The organism is Brevibacterium moorei (assembly GCF_024580735.1).
Lineage (GTDB): Bacteria > Actinomycetota > Actinomycetes > Actinomycetales > Brevibacteriaceae > Brevibacterium > Brevibacterium moorei.
The window spans coordinates 55,896-80,286 of sequence record NZ_JANIJX010000018.1 but is presented as its reverse complement, the minus strand read 5'-3'; the positions used below and the strand labels follow the sequence as shown (position 1 = coordinate 80,286).

At 70.7% G+C, this 24,391-nt stretch carries 18 protein-coding genes; 2 read left to right on the top strand and 16 right to left on the bottom strand.

Annotated features, from left to right (window positions below):
• Positions 1-35: 35 nt before the first annotated feature.
• Positions 36-485 carry an Lrp/AsnC family transcriptional regulator gene (locus NQ034_RS12015; protein WP_257049118.1) on the bottom strand — a complete coding sequence of 150 codons (450 nt, stop codon included), beginning with the start codon at positions 483-485 and terminating at the stop codon, positions 36-38.
• Between the two features lie 193 nt (positions 486-678).
• Here NQ034_RS12015 and NQ034_RS12010 point away from each other — a divergent pair, with 193 nt between their 5' ends.
• Positions 679-930 (top strand): PLD nuclease N-terminal domain-containing protein, encoded by a 252-nt coding sequence (locus tag NQ034_RS12010; protein ID WP_257049107.1) that lies wholly within the window; start codon positions 679-681, stop codon positions 928-930.
• Here NQ034_RS12010 and NQ034_RS12005 read toward each other — a convergent pair.
• The 8 genes from NQ034_RS12005 to rpmB form a co-directional block, all read right to left on the bottom strand.
• On the bottom strand, positions 890-2,146 hold the full coding sequence (locus tag NQ034_RS12005) for a cysteine desulfurase family protein (protein WP_257049106.1): 1,257 nt from the start codon (positions 2,144-2,146) through the stop codon (positions 890-892). The two genes, NQ034_RS12010 and NQ034_RS12005, sit on opposite strands and share 41 nt — an antisense overlap.
• Positions 2,143-3,936 (bottom strand): FAD-binding protein, encoded by a 1,794-nt coding sequence (locus NQ034_RS12000; RefSeq protein ID WP_257049105.1) that lies wholly within the window; start codon positions 3,934-3,936, stop codon positions 2,143-2,145. Before NQ034_RS12000 ends, NQ034_RS12005 begins: the two co-directional genes overlap by 4 nt.
• Positions 3,933-5,189 carry a quinolinate synthase NadA gene (nadA, locus tag NQ034_RS11995; protein WP_257049104.1) on the bottom strand — a complete coding sequence of 419 codons (1,257 nt, stop codon included), beginning with the start codon at positions 5,187-5,189 and terminating at the stop codon, positions 3,933-3,935. The genes NQ034_RS12000 and nadA overlap by 4 nt, the downstream gene beginning before the upstream one ends.
• Entirely contained in the window at positions 5,186-5,929 is a 744-nt protein-coding gene (locus tag NQ034_RS11990) for an NUDIX hydrolase (protein ID WP_257049117.1), read from the bottom strand. The genes nadA and NQ034_RS11990 overlap by 4 nt, the downstream gene beginning before the upstream one ends.
• 438 nt (positions 5,930-6,367) lie before the next feature.
• On the bottom strand, positions 6,368-6,658 hold the full coding sequence (locus NQ034_RS11985; protein ID WP_257049103.1) for an HU family DNA-binding protein: 291 nt from the start codon (positions 6,656-6,658) through the stop codon (positions 6,368-6,370).
• Positions 6,659-6,724: 66 nt separating this feature from the next.
• A complete protein-coding gene (gene rpsN, locus NQ034_RS11980; RefSeq protein ID WP_257049102.1) occupies positions 6,725-7,030 on the bottom strand; it encodes a 30S ribosomal protein S14 in 306 nt (101 codons plus the stop codon).
• 6 nt (positions 7,031-7,036) lie between these two features.
• Positions 7,037-7,207 carry a 50S ribosomal protein L33 gene (gene rpmG, locus NQ034_RS11975; RefSeq protein ID WP_373456796.1) on the bottom strand — a complete coding sequence of 57 codons (171 nt, stop codon included), beginning with the start codon at positions 7,205-7,207 and terminating at the stop codon, positions 7,037-7,039.
• The gene (rpmB, locus tag NQ034_RS11970; RefSeq protein WP_257049098.1) at positions 7,204-7,440 is read right to left on the bottom strand and encodes a 50S ribosomal protein L28; all 237 of its coding nucleotides are present in this window, start codon (positions 7,438-7,440) and stop codon (positions 7,204-7,206) included. The genes rpmG and rpmB overlap by 4 nt, the downstream gene beginning before the upstream one ends.
• Before the next feature lie 496 nt (positions 7,441-7,936).
• Between rpmB and NQ034_RS11965 the strand changes: the two genes are divergently transcribed.
• Positions 7,937-9,052, top strand: a complete 1,116-nt coding sequence (locus tag NQ034_RS11965; protein WP_257049097.1) for a hypothetical protein — start codon at positions 7,937-7,939, stop codon at positions 9,050-9,052.
• 99 nt (positions 9,053-9,151) lie between these two features.
• On the opposite strand, the gene NQ034_RS11960 is transcribed toward NQ034_RS11965, so the two are convergent.
• From NQ034_RS11960 to NQ034_RS11930, 7 genes are read right to left on the bottom strand one after another with little or no spacing between them, the layout of a single operon-like run.
• Positions 9,152-10,432 (bottom strand): hypothetical protein, encoded by a 1,281-nt coding sequence (locus tag NQ034_RS11960; protein ID WP_257049096.1) that lies wholly within the window; start codon positions 10,430-10,432, stop codon positions 9,152-9,154.
• Positions 10,433-10,448: 16 nt separating this feature from the next.
• A complete protein-coding gene (locus NQ034_RS11955; protein ID WP_257049094.1) occupies positions 10,449-11,654 on the bottom strand; it encodes a hypothetical protein in 1,206 nt (401 codons plus the stop codon).
• The gene (locus tag NQ034_RS11950; protein WP_257049092.1) at positions 11,654-12,790 is read right to left on the bottom strand and encodes a hypothetical protein; all 1,137 of its coding nucleotides are present in this window, start codon (positions 12,788-12,790) and stop codon (positions 11,654-11,656) included. The genes NQ034_RS11955 and NQ034_RS11950 overlap by 1 nt, the downstream gene beginning before the upstream one ends.
• Positions 12,787-15,702 carry a GAP1-N2 domain-containing protein gene (locus tag NQ034_RS11945; protein WP_257049091.1) on the bottom strand — a complete coding sequence of 972 codons (2,916 nt, stop codon included), beginning with the start codon at positions 15,700-15,702 and terminating at the stop codon, positions 12,787-12,789. Before NQ034_RS11945 ends, NQ034_RS11950 begins: the two co-directional genes overlap by 4 nt.
• Positions 15,699-17,885, bottom strand: coding sequence for a SaeA-related protein (locus NQ034_RS11940; RefSeq protein WP_257049090.1), 2,187 nt, complete (start codon positions 17,883-17,885; stop codon positions 15,699-15,701). Before NQ034_RS11940 ends, NQ034_RS11945 begins: the two co-directional genes overlap by 4 nt.
• A gap of 60 nt (positions 17,886-17,945) precedes the next feature.
• On the bottom strand, positions 17,946-20,798 hold the full coding sequence (locus tag NQ034_RS11935; RefSeq protein WP_257049088.1) for a hypothetical protein: 2,853 nt from the start codon (positions 20,796-20,798) through the stop codon (positions 17,946-17,948).
• On the bottom strand, positions 20,798-24,337 hold the full coding sequence (locus tag NQ034_RS11930; RefSeq protein WP_257049086.1) for a tubulin-like doman-containing protein: 3,540 nt from the start codon (positions 24,335-24,337) through the stop codon (positions 20,798-20,800). The genes NQ034_RS11935 and NQ034_RS11930 overlap by 1 nt, the downstream gene beginning before the upstream one ends.
• Positions 24,338-24,391: the final 54 nt, after the last annotated feature.

Below are 24,391 nucleotides of genomic sequence, written 5' to 3'. Positions count from 1 at the left end.
CCATGACTGGGTGGCCCATAATCACCCTGGGCTCGTCAGATGACCGGGGGAATCGCGCGGCCCTCATAGTAGGTCTGCAGGACCACGGTGGTGCGCGTATTGACCTGGGCCACCTGCCTGATCTGGTTGACCAGGGTCTCCAGGTCCCGCGGGGTGGCAACCCGCACCTGCAACAGGTAGGCGGCGTCGCCGGCGATCGAATGACAGGCCTCGATGCTCTCGATGTGTTCGAGCTTCTCCGGGGCGTCGTCGGGCTGGGCGGGGTCCAGCGGTGTGATCTCGACGAACGCGGCCAGCGGCCGGCCGATCGCCTCGGCGTCCAGGGTCGCATGGTAGCCCGCGATCACGCCCGTCGACTCCAGCCGGCGCAGGCGCGACTGAACGGCGGACACGGACAGGCCGACGGCCTCGGAGATATGTCCCAGGGTCGCGCGCGCATTGGCGCTGACCTCCCGGACGATCGCGGCGTCGACGGGGTCGTTCACGCGCGGGGGCGTGCCGCGCCTTTCGGGACTGTGCCTCTCAGGACTGCTCACCCTGCGATCGTATCAGCGGGGCATCCCGGCGCCCGGCCGGGAATTTCCCATGACGCACCATTGACCTATGCTGGAGGCGAATCCTCCTCCGAGCCGAACCAGCTCGCCCCGAGCCATACCGACCCCACCCCGAAGAGGCCCCATGGACGACGCAGGCAATCCCCTCGTACCCACCGTCGGCGATTTCGGCTTGTATGCGCTCTCCCTGGCATCCGTGGCCCTGCTGGTCTGGGCTCTGGTCTCCCTGGCCCGTTTCAAGGACATCACCGCATTGCGACGGCTCGCCTGGTGTCTTGTCATCCTCTTCGTGCCCTACGTGGGCTGCATCGCCTGGCTGGTGCTGAGCCGGCGGTCTACCGGCCCAGGTCGGCGACCGCCGCAACGGACTCGATGACGGCGCGCGCCGCATAGTCCAGCACCGCCGCAGGGGTGTGCGGGGAGAACGACAGGCGCAGCGCGCCCAGGGCCTCCACCGGATCCCAGCCCAGCGCGGTGAGCACGGCCGACGGTTCCGTCGACCCGGCCGCACAGGCCGAACCGGACGAGGCCAGCACCCCGTGGCGCCCCAACTCCAGCAGCACGGCCTCGGCGTGCAGGCCGGGGAAGACGAAGGACACCGTGCCGGGCACCCGGCTCTCCGGGTCGCCGGACAGCCGGGCCGCGACGCCGAGGTCCCCCAGACCTGTGAGCACCGCCTGGGCCAGCCGCCTGCCCGGTTCCCGGCCACACGGCAGCTCCTCCCCCGCCTGGTAGGCCAGGGCCTCCTGCTGGGCCAGATGCAGGGCGAGCGCAGTGGACACGCAGCCGGGCACGTTGACGGTGCCCGAGCGGATCCCGTCCTCCTGCCCGCCGCCGTCCATGAACGGTTCGAGTACGACACCGCGGCCCAGGGCCAACAGCCCGGCTCCCTTGATCCCGCCCAGTTTGTGTCCGGAAACGCTCAGGGTGTCCGCGACCCGTGCCAAGGGGCGCAGGTCCAGCCAGGAGCCGGCCTGGACCGCGTCGACGTGCAGCCGGGCGCCCGCGCCGTGGACCAGCTCGGCGATCTCCTGGATCGGTTGGATGGTGCCGACCTCGTTGTTCACGGCCATCACCGCAACCAGGCAGGTGTCCGGGCGCAGCAGTGCTGCGACCTGGGCCGGATCGACGATGCCGTTCATCCCCACCGGAACGGTTTCGATCGTGGCACCGTGCCAGCGCTGCAGCTGTTGTGCGGTCTGCAGCACCGAGGGGTGTTCGAGCGCGGAGACCAGCACGTGCCCGCCGCGGCGCCGGGCCAGCAGGGTGCCGTGCAGGGCCAGGGAGTTCGATTCGGTCCCGCCCGAGGTGAACACGATCCGCCCCGGTCGGGTCCCCAGGGTCTCGGCGGCCAGGGAGCGGGCCCAGTCGAGGGCGCGGGCTGCCTGTTCGCCGGCCTCATGGTGGCTGGCGGGATTGCCGAACTGCTCGCTGAGCAGCGGCCAGATCGCCGACAGCACCTCGGGACGCACTGCCTGGGTGGCGGCGCAGTCCAGGTTCACCGGCCCGGTCGGTGTGGTGGGCTCGGCGGGCTGTGTCGACTGCCGCGCTGCGGTGGTCTCCGGTTCGGTGGTTTCCGGTTCGCTGTTCATGAGGCCGCCAGGTCGTACGGGGAACGCGCCGGGTCGAACGCCGGTCCCGGATCGACCCGGACAGCGCCGGCTGTCGGAACGCACAGCCCCAGGTCGCCGGGCCGGCGGCTGACCGCCACACTCGTGTGCCCCGGCTTGGCGGGCCCCACCGCATCGGTGCGCAGATGGGCGCCGAGGGAATCGGTGCGCGCCTGGGCTCCTGCGGCGATCACCGAGGCCATGAGCGCCGCCGGATGCCCCGGGTGCTGCGCCAAGAGCCCCGATAGTTCGCGTCCGGCCGCGGCCAGGCCCTGTGCTTCACGTGAAACGCCGAGGTGCTCATCGGCGCTGAGTCGCACTCGCTCGGTCACAGCGGCAGGGGTAGGAGCCTGTGCTGTCGAGACCGGTCCGCCGGCCTCCGGCTGCCCGCCGGGTAGTCCTCCCGACAGCCGGCCGGCCGGCTCGACCGGCAGTTCATAGCCCAGCCGGATCCGCCCCGGTTCCCCCGCACGGCCCGCCGCCACGCAGGCGGCGGCCGCCAGCCCCGTGTGCACGGCCTCGAGCAGGGAATTCGAGGCCAGCCGGTTCGCCCCGTGCAAGCCCGTCCGACTCGCCTCGCCGGCGGCCAGCAGGCCGGGCACACTGGAGCGGGCGTGCCCGTCGACGACGATCCCGCCCATCCAATAGTGTTCTGCGGGCATCACGCGCACGGGCGCGGCCTCCAGGTCCAGGCCGGCGCGCGCCAGCTGTGCGGTGATCGTCGGGAAGCGCCGGGCCAGGAAGTCCGTGCCGTGGGACGCGACAATGGGCGAGGCGTCCAACCAGGCGCCGCCGGTGTCCCGGATGGCCGCGGCCACCCCACGGGCCACGATGTCGCGTCCGGCCAGTTCCGCGCGGGGGTCCAGGGCCGGCATGAAGCGCGCACCCGTGGCATCGCGCAGCACCGCGCCCTCCCCGCGCAGGGCCTCGGAGATCATGAAGTCCGCATCGGGGGCGAAGGTCGGGTGGAACTGCACCATTTCGACATCGGCGAAGAGCGCGCCGGCATCCCAGGCCAGCGCCAGGGCCGTCGGGTCATTGGCCCAGCGGCTGGTCCGCTTGCCGTAGATCCCGTTGATCCCGCCGGTGGCCAGCAGGACGGCTCCGGCTCGGATCGTGCGGGCCGAGGCCACACCGCAGTCCGCGCCCCCGGCCACACTCTGTGGCTCACCGCCGACCGCGACCCTGGCGCCCACCACGGCGCCGGAGTCCTCGAGCAGGCCGGTCACCCGGGCATCCGCCGCCATGTGCAGGCGGCCCCGGCCGGCTCCGGTGGCCTCGTGCGCGGTCTGTGCCACCACCTGCCCGGCGCGCGCCCGCAGTGCCGCGACGATCCCCGCGCCCGAGGCGTCTCCCCCACAGTGCAGAATGCGATCGGCGCGGTGCGCGGCCTCGCGGGTCAGGGCGTAACCACCGTCGGTACGGCGGTCCCAGGCGGTGCCCCAGGATTCCAGGGTCGCGACGTGGGCGGCGGCTGCCGCGCAGATCCGCGCGACCACGGCGGGATCACTGTGGCCGGCGCCGGCGTCCAGGGTGTCGGCGACGTGCACGGCCACGGAATCCCCCGCCGCGATCCCCTGTGCGGTGACCGCGGAGAACCCGCCCTGGGCCTGGACCGAGGCGCTCGCGGCGAAGTCACGCGCGTCCAGCAGGAGCACGTGCAGCCCCAGGCCGACAGCCGCGATGGCCGCGGACAGGCCGGCGGCTCCCCCGCCGGCGATCAGCAGGTCCACCGAGCCGGGCAGCTCGGTCGAGTAGGGCTGCGCGCTCATTTCGGCTTCGCCGCCAGCATCCGGTCCAGCGCCACCTTGGCGTTGCCCGCGACCTCGGCGGGGACCTCGATCCGGTTGACGACCTCGCCTGCGACCAGGGATTCGAGCACCCAGGCCAGGTAGCCGGGGTGGATGCGGTACATGGTGGAGCAGGGGCAGACCACGGGGTCCAGGCAGAAGATCGTCTTGTCCGGGTGCTGCGCGGCCAGCCGGTTGACCAGGTTGATCTCCGTGCCGATGGCGATCACCGCGCCGGGCTCGGCATTTTCCACCACCCGGCGGATCACGTCGGTCGAGCCCGATACATCGGCGGCCTGGACGACCGGCAGGGGGCATTCGGGATGGACGACGACCTGCACCTCGGGGAACTGGGCGCGGGCCTGGGCGATCTGCTCGGTGGTGAAGCGGCGGTGCACGGAGCAGAAGCCGTTCCACAGGATCACCTGGGCCTCGTGCAGCTGCTCCTCGGTGTTCCCGCCCAGGACCTGGCGGGGCTTCCACAGCGGCATCCGGTCCAGGCCGATGCCCATCGCCGATGCGGTGTTGCGACCCAGGTGCTGATCGGGGAAGAACAGCACGCGCTGGCCGTCTGCGAAGGCGCGCTCCAGCACGGTCGCGGCGTTGCTCGAGGTGCACACATAACCGCCGTTGCGCCCCACGAAGCCCTTGAGCGCGGCCGAGCAGTTCATATAGGTCACGGGGATGACGGGAACGCGGCCCGCGGCATCCGGTTCGGTGCCGTAGAGCTCCGTCAGCTGATCCCAGCAGGCCTCGACATCGTCCTCATTGGCCATATCGGCCATGGAGCAGCCGGCGGCCAGGTTCGGCAGGATCACCGCCTGGTCGTCACCGGAGAGGATGTCGGCGGTTTCGGCCATGAAGTGCACCCCGCAGAACACGATCGCCTCGGCCTCCGGGTGTTCCAGGGCGGCATTGGCCAGCTGGAAGGAATCGCCCACGTAGTCGGCGTGTTCGACGATCTCGTCGCGCTGGTAGAAGTGGCCCAGCACCACCGCCCGATCGCCCAGCGTCGCCTTGGCCGCGCGGATCCGGGCGTGTAGGTCCGCCTCCGAGGCCTGCCGGTACTCGGCCGGGATCTCGCCCTGGCGTGGGGCGGCGCCGGGGATGTGGTCGCCGGCCGAGGCGCCGGGGCCGTAGCCGGGTGCGCGGTCGATGTCCCATGGGGCGTTGCGCAGCTTGGAGTCGCAGGAGGATTGGCCGGGGCGGCCGAGGGTGAGGGTAATACTGGTCATTGGATTTCCCCTTCCGGGTCCGGGACCGGATCATGATCCGGGCTGGTCTTCGCGCGATACAGGCGCGGCGGGCGGTTGCGCACGCCCGTGAGCACCTGACCGGTGTCCTCGACGACACCGCGCGAAAGAATGGTGCGGCGGAAATTGGCCGGGTCCAGGCGTTCCCCGCCGATGGCCTCGTAGACCTGGCGCAGCTGGGCCAGGGTGAAGGTGTCGGGCAGCATCCGGTCGGCGACGTCGGCATAGGACACCTTGGAGCGCAGCCGGGCCAGGGCGTATTCGACGATCCGCTGATGGTCGAAGGCCAACGCGCCGATCACCGCGGGGTCGTCAGCGGGGAACCAGGCGACATTGGGGTCCTCGACCAGATCGGGGTCGGTCTCCGCGAAGCGCACCAGGGCCCAGTAGACGACGGAGACGGTCCGCAGGCCGATTCCCCGATCGGTCCCGCCGAAGGTGTAGAGCTGTTCGAGCAGGGTGGGTGCCAGACCGGTGGTGGCGCGCAGGGTGTGGGCCGCCGCCGTGCGCAGGCTGGTGTCCCCGCGCAGCGGACCGCCCGGCAGCGCCCACTGACCACGGTAGGGTTCGCGGGTCCGCCTGACCAGGGGCAGCCAGATCCGCTGCCCGCCGCCGTCGGCTGCCGCATCGTCCGGGCGCAACGCGAACACGACCGTGGACACGGCCAGGGGCGGAGCCACCGCCTGTCGTTCGCTGACGTTGAGGAACTGCGTGCGATTCATCTGCGTGTTCGTCACTCCCGGATGAGATCCCGGTGCGGTGCGCCCATCGTGTCGGCGCCCATCCCGGGATCCTTGTTAATGTGTGCTTGACTATAACTAATGATACACGAAGGCTCGTGCCACGACGTTGCATCGGGGCATCCTGGTTGGGGCGGCGTGGTGACCCGCCGCATCGCATGCGCAAACCTGCAACACATGCGTGTATATGCGCATGTGTTGCAGGTAAGCGCATGCGATGTGGGCCCGACGCCGAGGCGCCCGCGGGACCGTGCCCGGCCTCGGCCCCGGCGACGACGGGCCCCAGGACCGCAGGGCTCCGGAAACAGCAGGGGCAACCCCGCCGGAAAACGCCCCGGAAACGACTCAGGGCCCCGGTCTCCCTCGTGGGGAGGCCGGGGCCCTGAGCCCTAGCGATCGGATCGGTGTGATCCGCTCAGATCACTTGTTGGGGGTGCCAGCGGCTGCCTTGAGCTTGGAACCTGCCGACAGCTTCACGGAGTAGCCGGCGGCGATCTGGATTTCCTCACCGGTCTGCGGGTTGCGGCCCTTGCGAGCGGCACGCTCGGTGCGCTCGACGGACAGCCAGCCCGGGATCGTGAGCTTCTCGCCGGCGGCGACGACCTTCGAGAAGGAGTCGAAGACGCCATCGAGAACGTCGGAGACCTGCTTCTGGGTCAGACCGGTGTTCTCGGCAACTTCGGCAACGAGTTCGCTGCGGTTCTTAGCCATAGGTTGTCCTCCTTTAGGACATAGGGTCCTGGACTGCTAGCACAGCCCTGATATGCGTCTTAGAGACTACCAGCTCGACTTGGTGATGCCTGGGAGTTCGCCATTGTGCGCCATTTCGCGGAAGCGAACGCGCGACAGACCGAACTTGCGCAGGTAGCCGCGGGGGCGGCCATCGACCTGGTCGCGGTTGCGCAGGCGAACCGGCGAAGCATTGCGGGGCAGCTTCTGCAGGGCCAGACGGGCCTCTTCGCGCTGCTCGTCGGTGCTCTCCGGTGCGATGAGCTGCTTCTTCAGCTCCAGGCGCTTTTCGGCGTAGCGCTCGACGATGACGCGACGCTGCTTATCACGTGCGATCTTGGACTTCTTTGCCATATGTGCTCAGCGCTCCTCTCGGAAATCGACGTGCTTGCGGATCTTCGGATCGTACTTCTTCAGCACGATGCGATCCGGGTTGTTGCGGCGGTTCTTGCGGGTCACGTAGGTGTACCCGGTGCCGGCGGTCGACTTCAGCTTGATGATCGGGCGTACTTCCTGGGACTTCGCCATCAGAACTTCACACCCTTCGCGATGAGGTCGGTGACGACAGCGTCGATTCCGCGCTGATCGATGATCTTGATGCCCTTGGTGGACACGTTCAGGGTGATCGAACGACGCAGCGAGGGCACGAAGTAGCGCTTACGCTGGATGTTCGGGTTGAACCGACGCTTGTTGCGACGGTGCGAGTGGGACACACTGTGTCCGAAACCGGGAACCTGCCCGGTTACCTGGCATACCGATGCCATTTCTCTCCTCCAGTTCACTTCTGCCGGTGTATCGCGGAAACGCGGGGCGCCGCCACGACTCACCGGAGACATCTACACATGTTCTTCACCGGGCGATTCCACACGGAGGACCGGTCTTATGTCCCGACGGACAGCCAGAGCATCTCCTCATACCGCAGGCCTTCGCAGCAGGGCCTGAACCCCGCTGCATCCGACCGCAGCACTGGAACACTACGGTGTTGTATTCGTACCCGGTGATGGGTTGTGTTCGCGCGCACCGCACCAGACGGCACACGCGAGATGTCTCACCAGCGCGGAAGCCGAAGGCCGGTGAGAGACGGCCAAGCTGTGTGCTGCGCGGGGTGAGCACATACGCCTTACGGCGCACTAACTCCCCTAGTCTAGGCGATTCACCGGCCCCACGCCAAGCGGCGGCCGCAACCCGGGATTGTGATCTCGAGTACTTCCGCCATCGTGGTCCCTTGCCCGAGTAGGGCCCGCATGAGATTCTGAAGGGGTGAGCAGCGAACATCCCCGGCCCGATTCCGGCGGATCCCAGCAGGATCCCGCCGACCCCAGACGACCCGTGAGGATCCGCAGGGCAACCCCCGCCGCAGACCAGTACTCCACCCAGAGCCCGAACGCCACGGGAAATCCCCCCGGTACCCCGCCCCCGCCCAACACCCCCCCCACCCCCGGCGCGCAGCCGCAGCCGGGCGCGCAGCCGCAGCCGGGCGCACAGCCCCAGCCGGGTTCTCAACCCCAGCAGGCGGCGCCGGCCTGGGGCCAGGGCCCGCAGGGCGGTCTGCCGAACTGGCAGGACGCGGCCCGGCCCGATGTATACGCCGGCCCAGGCTCGCCTTTCACCGCGCCAGGGCGGGAACAGGGCCCCTGGTCCCAGGGGGATCCACAGCTTTCATCCCAGCCGAACCCCCAGGCGGGCCCGCAACCGAATCCCCCGGCCAAACCCAAACGCAGGGGGCTGTTGATCGGCCTGATCGCCGGGGCCTCGGTCCTGGTGCTAGCAGCGGCCGGCGGCCTGGCCTATGTCCTCCTGGGCAGGGACGACCCGAGCACCGTCACAGCCGCCCCGCCCAGCCCGCAGGCCAGCGCCGCACCCGGCGATGACACCCCGGGAGGGGCCTCGAACCCGGCGGATGAACCGGCACCGGCCGATAACCCCTCGAACGGCGCTCCGGCAGGAGGAGCCGGGGACGACGGCCAGGATGCGAATGCCGACGGCGGAGCCACCGACGCCTTCTCCCAACTGGAGCGTTCGGCCAAGGAGGGCACAGCGCAGGCCAAGGACCGGCTCGAGGGCAAATGGGTCGCGCAGATCTCCAGTAAGAAGAACAAGCTCTACGCCGACGGCAAGACCTGGGAATACGCGGACATCCTGGACGAGTACCAGGAGCTCCAACGCACCTACGGCAATGTGCTGATGATGGACTCCGACGACTTCAGCACCTTCAAGCTCAAGGGCTACTACGTGGTCGTCATCAACGAGCCCTACGATTCGGCCTCCGGCGCACTGGACAAGTGCGATGCGCTGGGGCTGGACAAGGACCACTGCTTCGCCAAGCTCATCTCCACCACCCATGGGGAGAAGGGCGCCACGAAGATGAACGGCTGAGCCCGGAAACCGACCCCGCAAAGCAGCGCAAGCGCAGAATCACAACGCACGCGGGTATATCCGCGTGCGTTGTGAATCTGCGCTTGCGATGCCGGAGTTCTACCAGCCCGGGGGTCGGCCCGAACCGGGATAACCCTGGCCGCCGGCGCTCCCCGGCACATTGGGCCCCGAACCCACCTGGGGCGGCGGGCTGGGCCATTGCCCACCCGGCGCCGCGACCGGGCCTCCCAGGAATCCGCCGCCGGGCTGCGAACCGGGATAGCCGCCGGGGAACCCACCGGGCTGCCCGCCTGAGCCACCACCCGGGTAGCCACCGGGCTGGGAGCCCGCGCCGGGGAACCCACCGGGCTGCGACCCTGTGCCCGGATAACCAGAGCCCGGATAGGCGCTCCCGGCGGAACCGGGATAGGCCGTGCCGGCGCTCCCGAGGTTCGCTCCGGCTCCGGCATCCGCGCCGGACCCGCCACGACCACCGCGTCCGGCGCCACGGGCCGAATTCCCGCCCCTGGCGCCGGTGGCCCCGGCTGCCGAGCCCAGGAGGAAGACGACGACGAAGGCCCACACATAGGCCAGGGCGCCGAGGATCAGCACAACCCACCAGCCCGCGCCCAGGCTCATCCCCTGCAGATGGGCGGTGAGCTGTTCGGTGTCGGGCAGCTGAATGCCCGAGCCCCCGGCGGCTGTGCCGGACCCCGCACCGCCCCCGGTGGAGGAGCCTCCGGCCGCGGCCTGATCCGCTACCTGGTCGATTGCGCCCTGTGCGTTCTCCAGCACCGAGCGCAGCAGTTCACTCGCGCGCTCCACATTGCCCTTGATCACCGAAACGGCGACCAGCAGGACCAGCACCGGCCCCAGCAGCAGGCCGGAGGCCCACAGGGTGAGGACATTGCCCCAGCGCGCGGACCCCGACAGGGTCACCACCAGCCCCACCAGGGCGCAGAACACCGCCAGAGCGAGCGCTCCCCGCAGGCCCAGATCCGCGGCCCCCAGCTCCAGGGGTTCGGGATCCCATGGCAGTTTCAGCCAGGTCAGGAACAGGCCGAGGACTCCCCCGGCCAGTGCGGGCAGCGCACCCAGACCCGCCATCACCTTGCCGGCCACATCCTTGGCGGCCCGTCCCGGATCCCCGGTCCCGGCCGGCCGCATCTGGAGTTCGGCGCCCACCCGTTTGATCGACTGGACCAGGGCCAGGACCCCGACGATGACCACTCCCAGCACCGGCACCACGATCGCCAGGACCAAGTTGAGCACCCGGCTGCCCCCTGCCAGACGGTCCAGCTGCAGACCGACGGGGACCGCCATCAGCAGGTGCACCAGGAGCAGCACCATGATCAGTTTGCCCAGCGCATCGCCGGCGATGTCGAAGACGATCGGACTCATTCCCCTGCCCTCTTCCTCAGTTGCCCGACATGGCGTAGATCAGCGGATCGAGCACCCGGAAGGGCGAGATCCCGCGTTTGGAGACATTGCCGCCCTGCGGGGAGTCCCCCAGTGCGGACACGACGAAGTACCGATAGGGCATAGCCATCCCACCGTGGGGATGTTCGACCTTGTTGACGATCGCCTCGGCGCCCATATGGTCCAACAGGCTGCGGGCCTCGATCGTCAGCAGATTCCCGTCGCGCAGATCGTACTGCCCGCCCGGGTGCGAGGTCTCGCGCATGAAACCGGCCCCGGCGTTCGACATCATCCGGCTCCAACCGCGGTCGTTGACCCCGGCCAGCTGTTGGAGCACATCGAACTTCGACAGGGCGATGCCCAGCCGGGGCGGATAGGCCCTGGCCGCGCCCGTGTGCTCCCCGCCGATCATCATGAGCAGGTTGTCCAGCACCCGTTCGGGGTTGCCGGGTTTGGCCTTGCGCGGGGGCACCAGTCCGCGCAGCCGGCGTTCGATCGCATCGACCGACAGCGGATCGAACATGAACAGGACCGTATCCGCGTGCGCCATGAAGCGCAGGTGGGTGGTGTCCTCCGGCAGGAACTCCATCTCCTCGCCCGCGACATCGCGCAGCACCAGGAACCGGGGGCGCGGGTCGCCGGGGGCGCTGATGGAGAAGATCAGCGGATCCAGCTGGTACAGCGAGCTGCCGTCACCGCCGGCGTCGGAGCGCCGGGTCGCCTGCATCAGGCCCATCTCCTTGAACAGCGGCTTCTCATAGCGGTCGCCGTAGTTCTTCGCCGTCACCCCGTCGGCCGGGCGCAGGCTGCCGCCCTGCTCCGCCAACCAGGTCTTGAGCGTTTTGATCACGGTGGCGATGTAGAGGCTCTTGCCCGAGGCCGGCGCCCCGCACAGCGCGACGATGCGCACATCGGCCTCGCGCCAGCCGCGCGGCAGCGGATAGTGGCAGTGGGGGCAGACCTCGACGCCGGGTGCCACCCCGGCGGGGACCTCCGGGTTCGATTCGACCATCGAGCGCACGTGCGGGCTCGGATCGGCGCCCCCGGGTCCTGCGGCCACGGGGAACAACCCGGCGTAGGAGCGCTCGCGCCCGTAGTACGAGGTCAGCACCGGGTCGACGACCGACTCCAGGCCGGGGCCGGTCAGGGTCCACATGTACTGGGACTGCGGCACCTCGGTGCAGCACAGTGGGCATTTCGACATCAGTGTGCTCCTCTTCTCGTGCCCTCACCGGGGCCGGTTGCCTGTTCGGCCGTGCCATCCCATCGGCCGGACCCTCCGTCCGGCCCTCCGCCGGCCGAAGTACCGCCGGCCGCCGGGCCTGCTGCGGGGGGACGGCCCACCGCGCGGACCGCGTCGAGCAGGGAGCCGACGATCTCGCGCAGCATCTGTGCGCGCCCGGACTCGGCCTGGGCGTCGTAGTCGGGCAGGTCGACGACGGTGGCGCCGTCGGGCAGATCCAGCCCCTGGCTCTCCACCGCCCAGGACCGTGGGGCCTCGAGCACCACCGGATGCCGCACGATCCCGTCGGCCCGGCGGGCTGCCGCCAGTTCCGCATGGTCGGCCGGCGGGGCATCGGAGACGATGTAGACCACGCCGGCGGCAGCCCCCGGCAGGCTCGCGGCCACCGCCGGCTCGGCGGCGAAGATCGAGTGGGGCGCCTGGGCCCGCCGGGCGGCGAGCACATCGGCCGGCAGCGCCGCCAGATCGGTCACGGGCACGGCCTCGACCCGGCCCGAGGCCAGGGCCGCCTGGACGGGCCGACCGTCGGAGACCACGCTGGCCACCCCGGAGAGGATCTCGAGGACCCGGTCGAGGCCGGGGACTGCTGCGAAGGATTCGGAACCGTCGACGACGATCGCCACCTGGCAGGGATCCACCGGGGCGTCCTGCGACTGGGCGCGGACCTCGGCCCTGGCGCGGGAGGCCAGATCGGTCAGCGTCCCGTGGCTGACCGGCACGGCGGCCAGCGAGACCACGAGCTCGGCGCCGATGAGTTCTGCTGTGATCAGGTCTGCACTCGTCACCCCGCTGACGTCGATCGCCTCGGCGAGGTGGATGGAGTCACCGGCCGCGCCGTCGGGTTCGCTCTCCAATTTCAGGTGCACCCGTGAGCCCACGGGGAACTCCCCGGCCGGATCGACCAGCCCGACCCGCAGGCCGCCGGTCACCTGGGGCAGCACGACCACTCCGGGGGTCGGCGCGTGCATCTGCACCGGAGCCCCCGCGGGGTCGGTCACCCGCAGCTGTGCTGCGGGGGTGGGCAGCCCGGCCGTCAGGGTCAACCGGCCGGCCCTGATCCTGACCTGATTGCCCCTCTCGAGCATGAAAACGGTCATGGCATGGGCCTTTCTACGGGACGGGGTGGTGCAACGGCGGCAGCCTGCCTGGCACCGGCGGTCTCCAGCAGCGAGCGCACCGTCTTGACCGCCTGGTCCGTGTCCTTGCGGCGGATGGTGCGGCGTTCCTTCTTGGCCGCCTTGATCGCGTCCTTCGCGGCCTCCTGCCGCGTATAGGCGATATCGTCGGCGGCCTGGGCGATGGCGGTGAAGCTGTCGTCGAGCGTGGCGGCGGGCACGCTGGCGGCCAGTGCCGCCAGGGCCCGTCCGATGGGGTCGCCCGGAGCGTGGAGCAGCGCGTATTCGGTGCCGCTGAGCAGGCCGGGGTCGAGGTCTGTGGCCAGCAGCCCCAGGGCCGAGAGGATCCCGAGACCCTCCACGTGGGCGGCGGCGCTCTGGTATCCCAGGGTCTCGATAATCCGGGCGGATCCCCCGTCGGCCGGACCGGCGGGCAGTGCCGCCGCCAGGGTGGTCAGGGCCTCGTCCGAAAGCTGCGGGAAGCGCCCGTGCAGGAGGTTCCGGGCGGCATCGGCATCGTCGGCCGAGGCGATCCGGCCCAGTTCCGCACTCAGCCGCCCGCAGGCCGCCGAGGCCAGCCAGGCCGCCAGCTCGGGTGCCAGGGCCGCCGTGTGGGCACTGGTGTGGGGCGGGGTCACCAGGCCGTGGACCTCGGCCAGGATGGGCAACGACCAGCGCGGGTCGAAGCCGGGGGCGGGGTGTCCGTAGGCGGTCAGCAGCAGGCGGGCGAAGACCGCTGCGCGCGACTGCCGGCGGGTCCGGCAGACCAGGGTGCAGACCCCGGCCAGGGCCTCGTCGAACGGCAGCCGGTTGAGCCGGGCCAGCAGCACCTCGGTGGGCAGCCAGCCGGGGGCCTCGGATTCGCAGCGGGCCAGGGCCGCGGCGTCGATGTCCAGCCGGGCCACCCGATCGCGCACCCAGACGGGCAGCAGAGGGTAGACGGAGCGGCGCTCATCGGGCAGGCCCGAGACCGCCCGCCCGCGCAGGGCCAGACGGACCAGGAAGTCACCGATCAGCTCGGTGGACATTCCGCGGTCCAGGGCCAGGATGGCCAGGTTCGCCGAGACCGGGTCGAATTCGTCCGCGGGCCCGGTGATCGCGGCCTCGGCGGCGGCGGGCAGACCGTGGGACAGCAGGCGCTCGGTCATGGCAGGCGCCACCTGGGCGACGACCCCGCCGGGCACGGCGATTCCGGCCTCGGCCGAGGCGGTCTGCAGGTGGTGGGACACGAAATCGCTCAGCGCGGCGGTCACGAAGTTCGCCAGGCGGGCGGAGAACGGCGCCAGGTGCTGCAGGTCTCCGGAGCCGGAGCCCGCGGTCCGCACCGCCTGGGGCCTGCTCAGCAGGTAGACGAGTTGCCCCTGCAGCGCATCGACGGCCTCAGCGGTCGCATCCGGTGCCTCCGGCAGCGGGGCGCCGTCCGGATCCGCCACAGCGCACAGGCCGGCCACGCCGGAGTCGACGATGAGGCCCGCCAGGCGGAACACGCCGGCGGCGGCATCCCGGCCGCCTGCCATGGTCTCCACCGTCTCGGCGAGCCTTTGGATCGCCTCGAGGGCGGCCTGCAGCAGCCCGGTCTCCAGGCTGCGCCAGGCGTCGAAGCCCAGGGCGGGCGCCTCGTGGGCGAACAGCCACAGCGGATCGTCGAGGATCCGCTCGAGCAGCACTTCGTCGCGCACCGTGCACAGTCCCGGATCCGCGGTCGGCGGGGCGGACTGTGCCTCGGCGATGGTGCTCCCACAGCTCGTGCGCACGGCGGCCAGGTGGACCGTGTGCAGGCGCGGGACGTGCACGGCTCCGGCGGGCACGGCCGCGGACAGCACCCGGGTGACCGGGGCCGAGGCCGCACCGGCCTGGTGTTCGGCCAGCAGCACGGCCAGTCCCCAGGCCGGCGCGGGCGCGGCACCGGCCGGGACCTCGTGGCCCAGGTCGGTGAGCCCGCCGAGCAGGCCCCGCAGTTGGCCTGGCTCGGCGGCCAGGGCCTGTTCCAGCAGCGCGGAGTAGGCGGTCGCGGGGATGGGCGGCAGGCCGCTGGAAAGGTGTTCGCCGGCGGGGCCGCGCTGGGGCAGGACCCCGTCGCCGAGCACCAGCACATCGGAGCGTTCGGCCAGGGCCGGCAGGTCGGCTTCGGGCAGCGTGACGATGTCGACTCCGCGTAGGCCGTCGCCGTCGAGCTCATGGGCCCTGGCGTACAGGCTGAAGGAGATCTGCGCCGCGGCGGCGGGCACCATCGTGTAGCTCAGCGCGGCGATGATCGTGGCGGCCCAGTCCTGCCGGTCGGTCACCAGGACCAGCCGGGTGCCGCCGGCGGGGGCCCCGGTTGCCCCGCTTGAACCGGCCGCACTATCTCCGGCCGTGGCATCGGCGCGGACCCGGGCCAGGGCATCGGCCGCGGCCAGCAGCTGTTCCCGGTAGCCCTCGGCGGACAGGGCCCCGGCCGCCAGGGCATAGCCGTCGGCGCCCAGGCCGGGCGCGGGCTCAACCGGTGCCGGGGTGCTCAGGATCGCCTCGATCCCGAAGGGCCGGGCGAAACAGCCGGAGAACCACATGTCGATCGGACGCAGATCCCCGCCGCCGGTCCGGTCGACGATCACATGACTGTAGACGTTCTCGGGGCGCCCGTAGGGGTCTGCCCCGGCGTGCGAGCCATAGGCCCAGATGGCCGGCGCCGCATCGGTGGCGGCCCGGTAGCGCAGCCGCGCGGGGATCGCCGCGGCGTCCGCCGCGGTGCGCGGCAGCACCGCGTGGTAATCGAGGCCGTCGACGACATTGCGCTGCATCAGGCGCAGTTCGGCCTCCTCGGGCGAGCCCGCTGTGTCCTTGATCCGCTGGCCGCCACCGGTCCCATCCGTCCGGGGCAGGGAGGCATAGGTGATCTGGGCGAAGCGGCTCATCTGTAGCCCCCGTTGCCCGGGCCCATGGGACCGCCGGGTGCGCTACCGGGGCCCGTGCCCATCCCGGGGCCGCCGGGACCCGGAGCACCGGGGCCGCCCTGCTGCTGCCGGAACAGGTTCATCCCGGCCACGTAGAGGTCGAGGTCCATCACATCGGGGTCGAGCAGCGCCACCGACTGCAGGTCCTCGGCCGGCAGATCGGCGAACAGCCGGATGAACCCGCCGGGCGCCTGGGTGAAGGCCGGCGTGGAGAACCAGCAGTACGGGATGTGTGCGGAGCCCGGGGCCGGGATCCGGTTCAGGTGCAGCCGGCCGGTGGGCTGATTGCCCTCGTCCGGGTTGAACAGCGTCACCTGCACACCGTCGTCGATGTGCAGCGGCATCCTGTCCTCGTTGTAGACCACCGCGAAGCGCAGGGACCGGGCGATCTCCACCTGTGCCAGTACCCGCACGAACACCTGCCAGGCACCCGAGGCGCTCAGCCCCGTGTGCGAGACCTCGTAGCCCAGCACGGTCACCGGCGGGCACTCCAGGGCCACGGGCGCCGAGCAGATGACCTCGCCGCCGGAGAACACCCCGGAGACCAGGTAGTAGGTCAGCGCGGCCTGCCCGGCATAACCCTCGATCGTCAGGGAACCACGATCCAGGTACTGGGACTTGTCGATCTCGATCTTCGCCGGCTGCGCCAGCACGTTCTCCACCGGGGTGCCGGAAAGGGCCTCGTAGACGCGCACCACGTCGGCGCCCTCGGGCCAGGCGAAGCCGATGTGGCGCCTGCCCACCCGCTCCACCAACCGGGTGTCGGTCACCGGGTCGACGCTCACACCGCCGATCACCCTGCCCACCCTGGCCTGGCCGCCGTGCAGGGCGACCGGGGTGAAGTAGGCGCGGGTCCAGCCGGCGGGCCAGGGCACCGAGCGCATCACATGGCGTCCGTCGGGCAGTTCCTCGACGGGATAGGACAGCCGGTCCTCCGGCTGCAGTCCCCCGCCGGCTGCCAGCCGGCCCTCGTCGATCGAGGCGTCGGTGAAGCCCTCAACCGGTTCGTCGAGCGTGCGGTAGATCTCCACCCGGCCGAAGCGCGGCGGGGTCCACAGCAGATCGAAGGACCGACCGCCGGATTCCGCGGCCTGGTACTCCAGGTCGGTCACCGGGGACAACGTCACCGGCATCTCGATGTCCACGCGCAGCGGATCGGACATGACGGACTGTCCGTCGGCGGTCACCTGGGCCATGATCTGGTAGACGTAGCGTTCGCCCGGGGTGGTGTCCGCGTCGTTGAAGCCGCCGCGATTGGCACCGGTCCCGGCGATCTGGTAGCGCGGATCACCCGCCGCGCTCGCGGCCCGGTCCGGGCGCGAACGGTAGACGTGGACGCCCACCGTGCCGGGCAGGACGGTCCAGCGGCCCACCACATTGGGCGCATCGACGTCGAGGTGGGCGTCGCGCACGCCGACGACCTGCCTGGCCTGAGCGTGGAGCACCGGTTGGGCGGTGCAGATCTGGTCCGCGGTGGCCCCGGGGTAGAACCACACTTGGAAGTAGCGCACGGCGGCCCTGGGCTCTTCGGCGTCGACGGCCGCGGCCGAGGCGGTCCGGGCCAACTGGGCGAAGTCCTCGGGATTGTGCGGCCTCGTCCCGTCCCCGCGCACCACCCGGTAGAGCCCGGGTTCCCCACGCAGCGGCCAGTGCAGCTGCGTCGCCCCGGCGGCGTCGACCGTGACCGAGGCCGCGGCCGGTTCGCCCTCGGACTCGCCGTAGCGGTAGACCGACAGGGCCAGCCCGGCCAGTTGCGCGTCCGGCAGAGCACCCTGCGGGGTGGGAGCGTCAGAGCTCGGGCCGGCAGAGCCGGAATCCGCCGCCGGGGTCCCGGAATCGGTGGTCGTGGAGCCGGCGGCCGAAGTCCCGCCGCCTGGGCCCGCCGGTGGCATGGCCGGGGGCAGGACCGGGAAGGCCGGGGCGCGCGGCGCCGGCGGTTGCGCTGCCGGTGTTTCCGAGTCCTCGGATTCGGCCGCTGCCTGCGACTGTGCCGGCGACTGCGGTGGTGCCGAGGGCTGCGGGGCGGCCGGGGCTGCGGGACCACCGGGCTCGGACTCATCCGACCGGCCCTGGGTCGCGGGCGCCATGGGGCGCAGCGGCGGGGGCAGGAACGGGGCGCCGGGGTTCTGGTCTTCGTTGGTCATCTGGCTTGAGTCCTCACGCTTCGGCTGGCGACGGATTTCACGGGGTGCTGGCTGTCCACGCTAGAAGGGCATGTCCCCGAACGGGTTGTCGTACTCCCCACCGCCGGGGGCCCGGGGCCCGGCTGGAGGTGCGGCGGGCGGATCGTTGGGAGGCCCCGCTGGAGGTGCGGCGGGCGGCTCCGCGGGGGCATCGGGCGCGGCCGCGGGGTTCACCGGCGGGGCCGCGGGACGGCTCTGTGCCACTTCCGGGTAGTCGCCCACATGGCTGCCGGGATCGCCCAGCGGGTTGAGCGCCCAGGCGCTGTCGGCGGCCCACTCGGGCATGTCCTCGACGTGCTGGGCGAAGCGCAGATCGTCGGGCCCCAGCGGCTGCGAGAGCTGCGTGTGCACGACGACGCGACCCAGTCCGGTGACCACGCTGCGCATGAATTCGCCGTCCTCGGCCAGCCGGTGCAGGTCCGCGCTGGCCCCGGCGTCCGTCAGCACGGAATCGTCGAGCATCTCCGGCCGGCTGTAGTCGGAGCCGGTGGGCGTGCCGACGGCGCCGATGAAGTCCTCGGTGGGCTGTCGGCCCAGGTTCCCGCTCAGGGACACGGTGCGCAGCAGGGTGGACCTGACCTGGTCCAGGCGCGGATTCGCCAGGCGCTGTCCGGCGTTGGCCCACCAGCCGGCGCTGAGCACCGGATCGGTGTCCTCGGTCAGCGCGCACTGCGCGACCCGCCCCAGGCTGCTGACCTCGGAATAGGAGGTCTCGTGGAACAACCGGCCCGCGTCCTCGGCGAGTACCGGATCGCCCAGGCCCGCGCGTTCGACGGTGCGGCCCAGGAAGGTCCGCCACTGGGCGTCCAACCAGCCGACGGGGAACATCTCCGCGCGCAGGGTGGCGACGGCGGATTCGACGGCGGGGCGGTCGACCACGAAGGAGGCCACCCCCGCGTTCAACGGCAGATCGTCGAAGCCGCCCTCGACCTTGGCGGTCCGGGGCCGGGCGGGGCCGAAGGGGCGGTGGACGAAGGCGCCCACCAGATCGGCCCAGCGCAGGTATTGGCCGTAGGCGTCGCCCAGGCGCGACAGGTCCCCCAGGGCCGCGGCCAGGTTCTGCCGATCCGCCTCCGCCTGGGCATCGGCTTGGGAGTTCCGGTGCATGATCGCGAACAGGGCGCGGCGGGTGTTCAGGAACTGTATGAGCGCCCCGCCCAGCCAGCCCAGGACGCTCAGGGCGAACAGGATCGCGAAGAGCCACCAGGCGAAGACCCCGATGAAGGACAGCAGCCCGAACAGCAGTGCGACGGATGTCATCACCCCGGTCAGGATGCGCATCTTGACCCGGGCGATGCGGTTCGTCTCCCCCAGTTCCCAGGCGCCGCCGTCGTCATCGGAGGCGGGCCGGCGGAAGGAGCGCAGGCGTTCGGCGACCTCGGCCTTGACCTCGTCCAAGGCGGTGGCCAGCGGTTCGCCCACCCGGTTGGTGAAGCTGGCCCGGTTCGTATTGAACCACTCGGTCATATCGCTGAACTGCCCGGCCGCGTCCGAGGACACCCCGGAGCCCAGCGCCAGCTGCTGGATCTGATTGCCCAGCTCATTGGCCTGCAGGATGTCAGCCGGCTGGACCGTCCGGGCGCCCAGCAGGCCGGCGGTCGCGCCCTGCAGCCGGAAGGGCTGCGCCGGGTCGCCGGCCAGTGCGCTGGGCCCGCGCACCACGGCGGTCCTGGTGCCCGCGTAGAGCGGCTGCAGGTCCTGCCCGCGGGTCTGGGCGTCGAGCATGGTGAAGGTGGTGTTGGTGTAACCGCGCCACAGCTCCGAGAGGTCCCGGTGCTGGGTCTGGCCGTTGCCGGTCAGCCGCTGTTCGAGGTTCTCCGCCGCCTGCACGGCGTCCTGCCAGTGAGCGGGATTGCCATTGGCGTCGATCCCGTCGACGACCACCGAATAGGCGGAGTCCCCGCCGCCGAACACCGCGCGCTGAACCGTTTGGGCGACGGCCGCCTTGCCCGAGCGCAGCAGGGCCTTGGCCCAGTTCGCCGGTGCCCCGCGCAGGGCCGCGAACAGGAATTGGAAGAAGTACTTCAGTGCCGCGCCCGCGGTGATTTTCTCCTGGGCCGGCACCTGGGGGGCCACCCGGTTGCGTGCGAGCACCCAGGAGTGTTTGCGCCACAGCGCGCTCGACGCCTGGTCCACGGCGGCCTGTTCGTTCTCCACCGCAACGCTTAGGTTCCCGCTCTCATTGGGCAGCGGATAGCCCTCGGAGACGTCGAACAGGCGATCGTGCAGGCCGTCCTCAACGGCGGTGGCGTCCACTCCGCGGTAGAAGGAGCGCGACAGCCGGGCCCGGTAGCCGGTGGCGGCCGCGGGGACCTCGTCCAGGGCCGAGGCCTCCACCCCCGTGTACAGGGCCGCGAGCGCGGCGAGCTGGCTGGCCAGGTGCGGATAGACCTCTCGCGGCGCCGCGGCGTCCACGGGGCCCGCGCCGATCCCGGGCCCGCGGGAGTCGCTGGCTGCGACGATCGCGTCGACCCAGCCGCTGGAGGACCCCAGGTCGACGGATTCCTCGGCTGCCTCCTCGGCGTAGAGCACGCGCAGGGCCTCGACGGCGGTCCCGCCGAATTCCTGGGCCGCCAGCCAGCGCAGTTCGTCGCCGACCCGGGTGACCAGGGCGAACTCCCCGTCCACGGCGCGGGTCAGGGCCACCACGCGAATGGTCCGGTACTGGCGCAGACCGGCCAGGCGGGACACCTGCACCAGGTCCTTGCGCCCGGCGCTGATCCCGAAGGCCGGCCACTGGCCGTTCTGCGCCTCGGCCGGGACCCAGACGAAGTCGGAGACCAGGCCGCCGGCGGACCAGTCGCGCAGGGTCTCGCGCACCCCCAGCAGGGCGGCGGGTGCGACGATGAGTGTCAGATCGTTGTCGGTGCTCATCAGAACGGCCCCTCGAGTCCTTCGGGCATGTTCCAGGCGCCGCCCGGCTGGGAACCGGATTCAGCGGCCTCGGCATTGGCCTTGGCCTCCTCGAGGACTCCCAACAGCCCCTGGGTGACCTGGACGATGTCCGGGACCAGATCGCAGAAGATCGGCGTGAGCGCACCTTGTGCTCGATTGGCCACGGCCACCACGGCGCCGCCGGGATGGCCCTGGTCCAGTTTGCCTGCGGCGAATCCCTGCACGGTCTCCAGGAACTGCCCGGCATTGCGGTAGCGCTCCTCCAGGGTGGGGGCCTGTGCCCGGCTGGGCATCCCCGAGGGGGTCTCGCCGGTGCGCAGCCAGTCCGCCAGCTGGTCGCGGGCGGCCAGTGTCAACAGGCCCGAGCGCGGCTCCTCCGGGGTGTTGTCGAAGATCCCGCGCAACACCCGGTAGGGCTTCAGGGAGGACAGCACCGGGGTCTGATGGGCGTTGCTGATCGCCAACAGCACCGATTCCAACACCGCGGGCAGCCAGTCGAAGCTCTGGCCGACGAACTCCGCCGGTGGGGTCAGCAGCGGATTGGGGAAGGACAGCCACTGGCCGGTCTCCCGGTCGTAGATCTGCACGGGCCGGTTGAGATTGCGCTGATCGGGGATCTGCAGCTGTCCGGTCAGCTGGGCCACATACCAGCCGGCGATCATCGCACACCGCTCGGCGTCCGCCATCGGCAGGGACGCCGGCAGCGGTCGGGCCCTCCTGAACTCCCAGAACTCGCGACGCAGGCCGGGCGAGCTGGCCTGGGACCAGGCGGTGGACACCGGTTGCAGGATCCCGTCGAAGACCAGCGGGGACAGATTGCCGAAGCTGCCGAACACGTCGATGTGGGTGATGCCGCTGGCGTCCTGCCCGGAGGCCACCGCATTGGAGAAGATCTCCTCGGTCTCCCTGGACACCGATGACTTGTCCGCCAGCGCCTTCTGCAGGTCGTCGGCCAGTGCCTGGTCGGAGCCGAAGGGCACAGCGGAGAAGGTGTAGCGGTAGTCCACGCTCTTATCCGTGTGGACCTGGGAGACGACGTCCGGATGCACGCTGCCCAGTGGCAGGGCACGGGTGAGCGTCTGCCGGAACTTCGAGCGCAGATCGGACCGGCGCCGGTCGACCTCGACCGGGGACACGCTGTCGTTGCCCAGCACGTAGTTCTCCAGCGACAGTGAGCAGTAGTCGTCGAAGACCTCATTGGGCCGGTTGATGAACTTCAGGGCGCGCTGGCGCAGCTCCGCGGGCCCGATGTGCAGTTCGTAGGCGGGCACCTTGGGCGTCAGGCGTTCCCCCGTATGCGGGTTCAGCGGGAGCACCGCCGGCTGCCAATCGCTGGAGACTCCCAGCAGGCCGCCGGGTGCCTTGGCGCCCTCGGCGGTCTTCCACCGCCCGGAGATGACATAGCCTGCGGTCAGGGTCTTCGCATTCTCCAGGGCCACCACCTGGCCCTGCGGCACGTCCGGGATGGATCGGGGAAGATGTTCGGTGTAGAGACCGTCGAACTCCGCTGCCGGGGTCAGCAGGACCTCGTTGTGGGCGGTGGCGAAGCGTTCGGGGACCTGCTTGTCGTCATCCGATGGCCAGGCTGCGTAGATATCGGTCTCCACCGTGGACATGCCGACCTTCTGAGCGGATTCGCGCACTCCCACGTCCAGCGACTCGATCGCGCGTTCGACCGCGCGGCCCAGGTGGCTGAGCACCTCATTGGGTACTGCGGCCAGGATCTGCTGCAGATAGCCACTGGCCACGATCTCGCCCAACTGCGCCACCCCGGCGTGGACGATGCGCACCAGGTTCTGTTCGATCAGGCCATTGGTGTTCAGCGTCTGCGAACCCATCGCGCCGACCTGCTGATTGATCTGCTGGGGCAGGGTGTTCAGGGTGGGCCTAGGCGCCTGGGACAGGCTGCTCAACTGCGGAACCACGGTGCCGGAGAGATACGATTCGAGCTGGCGGAGCAGTTCACGGGCATAGGGCAGACCGAAGGTCGACACCGAGGTCTCCACCGCACCTGCCAGGCGGCGCTCGAAGGTGTGCGCCCAGTCGAAGGCCCAGCGGTAGACCACGCGGTCGGTCCGCTGGCCCATATCCGGGCCGGTGCGCTGCATGTGTCCGGCCATCACGGCCAGCCACTGGTTGCCCGGCATCCCGGTTGCCGGTGCCATATTCGCCTCGAAGCCGGAGGTCTGCACGACCTCCTGGGACCAGGCGTTCGTCTGCACCTGGCCGATCGAGGAACGCAGCCACGTCACCAGCCCGGCCGGGGTGGTCGCCTGTTGGCGGTCCGGCAGGCCCATTTCACGCAGGAAGTAATCCCACTGGGATTCCACCAGGGCGCGCAGCTGTTCGGTGCTGCCCTGCTGATTGCCGGCCTGCAGATGTCCTTCGCGCAGGCGGTCCACCGCGGTCCGGGCCATCCGCTGAGCGGCGTAGTGCCGGTAGCGATCGCGGCCCAGGGACAGCCGGCCGAAGCCGAATGTGCCCCAGGACAGATCCTGCCGGTTCTTTGCGCCCCAACCCAGATAGGTGCCGTTGGCCGCGGTGTCCGAAGACGGATTGCCCAGGTAGAAGGCCTGGAAGTTCCCCGAGGCCCGGCCGGAGACCATGAGTGCCGCCAGGCCGCGGGCCAGGCCGCGGTACAGTCCGGTCTGCGAGCCGTCGCCGAACCTCGCCCGTTCCAGGCCCTGGTACTTACTCACGGGGAAGACGCGTGCGAAGGGCGGCTGGCCCGTGGAGTTCACGTGCTGGCCCAGGGCCTCGAGCGTGCGCACGTCGTGCGGTTCGGCAGCGGTGGTCTGGGCCGCGACGATCTCGCCCAACATGCCCAGGGCGTTGGGCTTCACCCCGCTCAGGTTGTCCGGGAAGATATCCGAGGTGTACATGAAGACGCCGGTTTGGCTGGAGAGCACGCCGTTGGTCTGGGCCAGCAACCGGCATACGTCCAGGGCCATCGAGGCGCCGGCGCCGCCGGCCATGGACGATACGACGAAGACCATGGTGGGCGAGGCGGGGTCGAAGCTGCCCGCACCCGGCAACTTGGCCGCGACCTCCTGCATCTGCGAGGTGGCCTCATCGGTGTTGAGCTGGTCGATCGCGTATTGCAGGCCCTTGAACACCTCCTGTGACCGGTTGAGCGTGATGATCCGGCCCACTGCGCGCATCTGGCCTGCGCCGGTGACCAGTGGGACGGTTACCTTGCGTGGATCGCGCGGGGCCCAGGTGACGAAGTCCGCCAGGTCCCCGGTGCGCATGAGCTTCTGGGTCACCGCGTTGTCCAGAACCGGATAGGAACCGGACGACGGCGCGGTTCCGATGTAGCGGCCGCCCTGATCGGCGACATTGCCGATCCCCTTGATCTTGGTATCGGCGGCCACCGGCACGTCCACGTGGACGAACTGCCAGCCGGCGGGCAGGCTGTCGAAGCCATAGGGCAGGAGTTCGGACTTCAGGTGGTCCATCAGCCGGGCCAGGGTCTCTCCACCCGAACCACCGCAGCCGACAACGAGGAACTTGAACATCTCTAGCCTTTCGGATCCGGGTGGATAACGTCGAGGTGCACCCCGGGGTGCGTC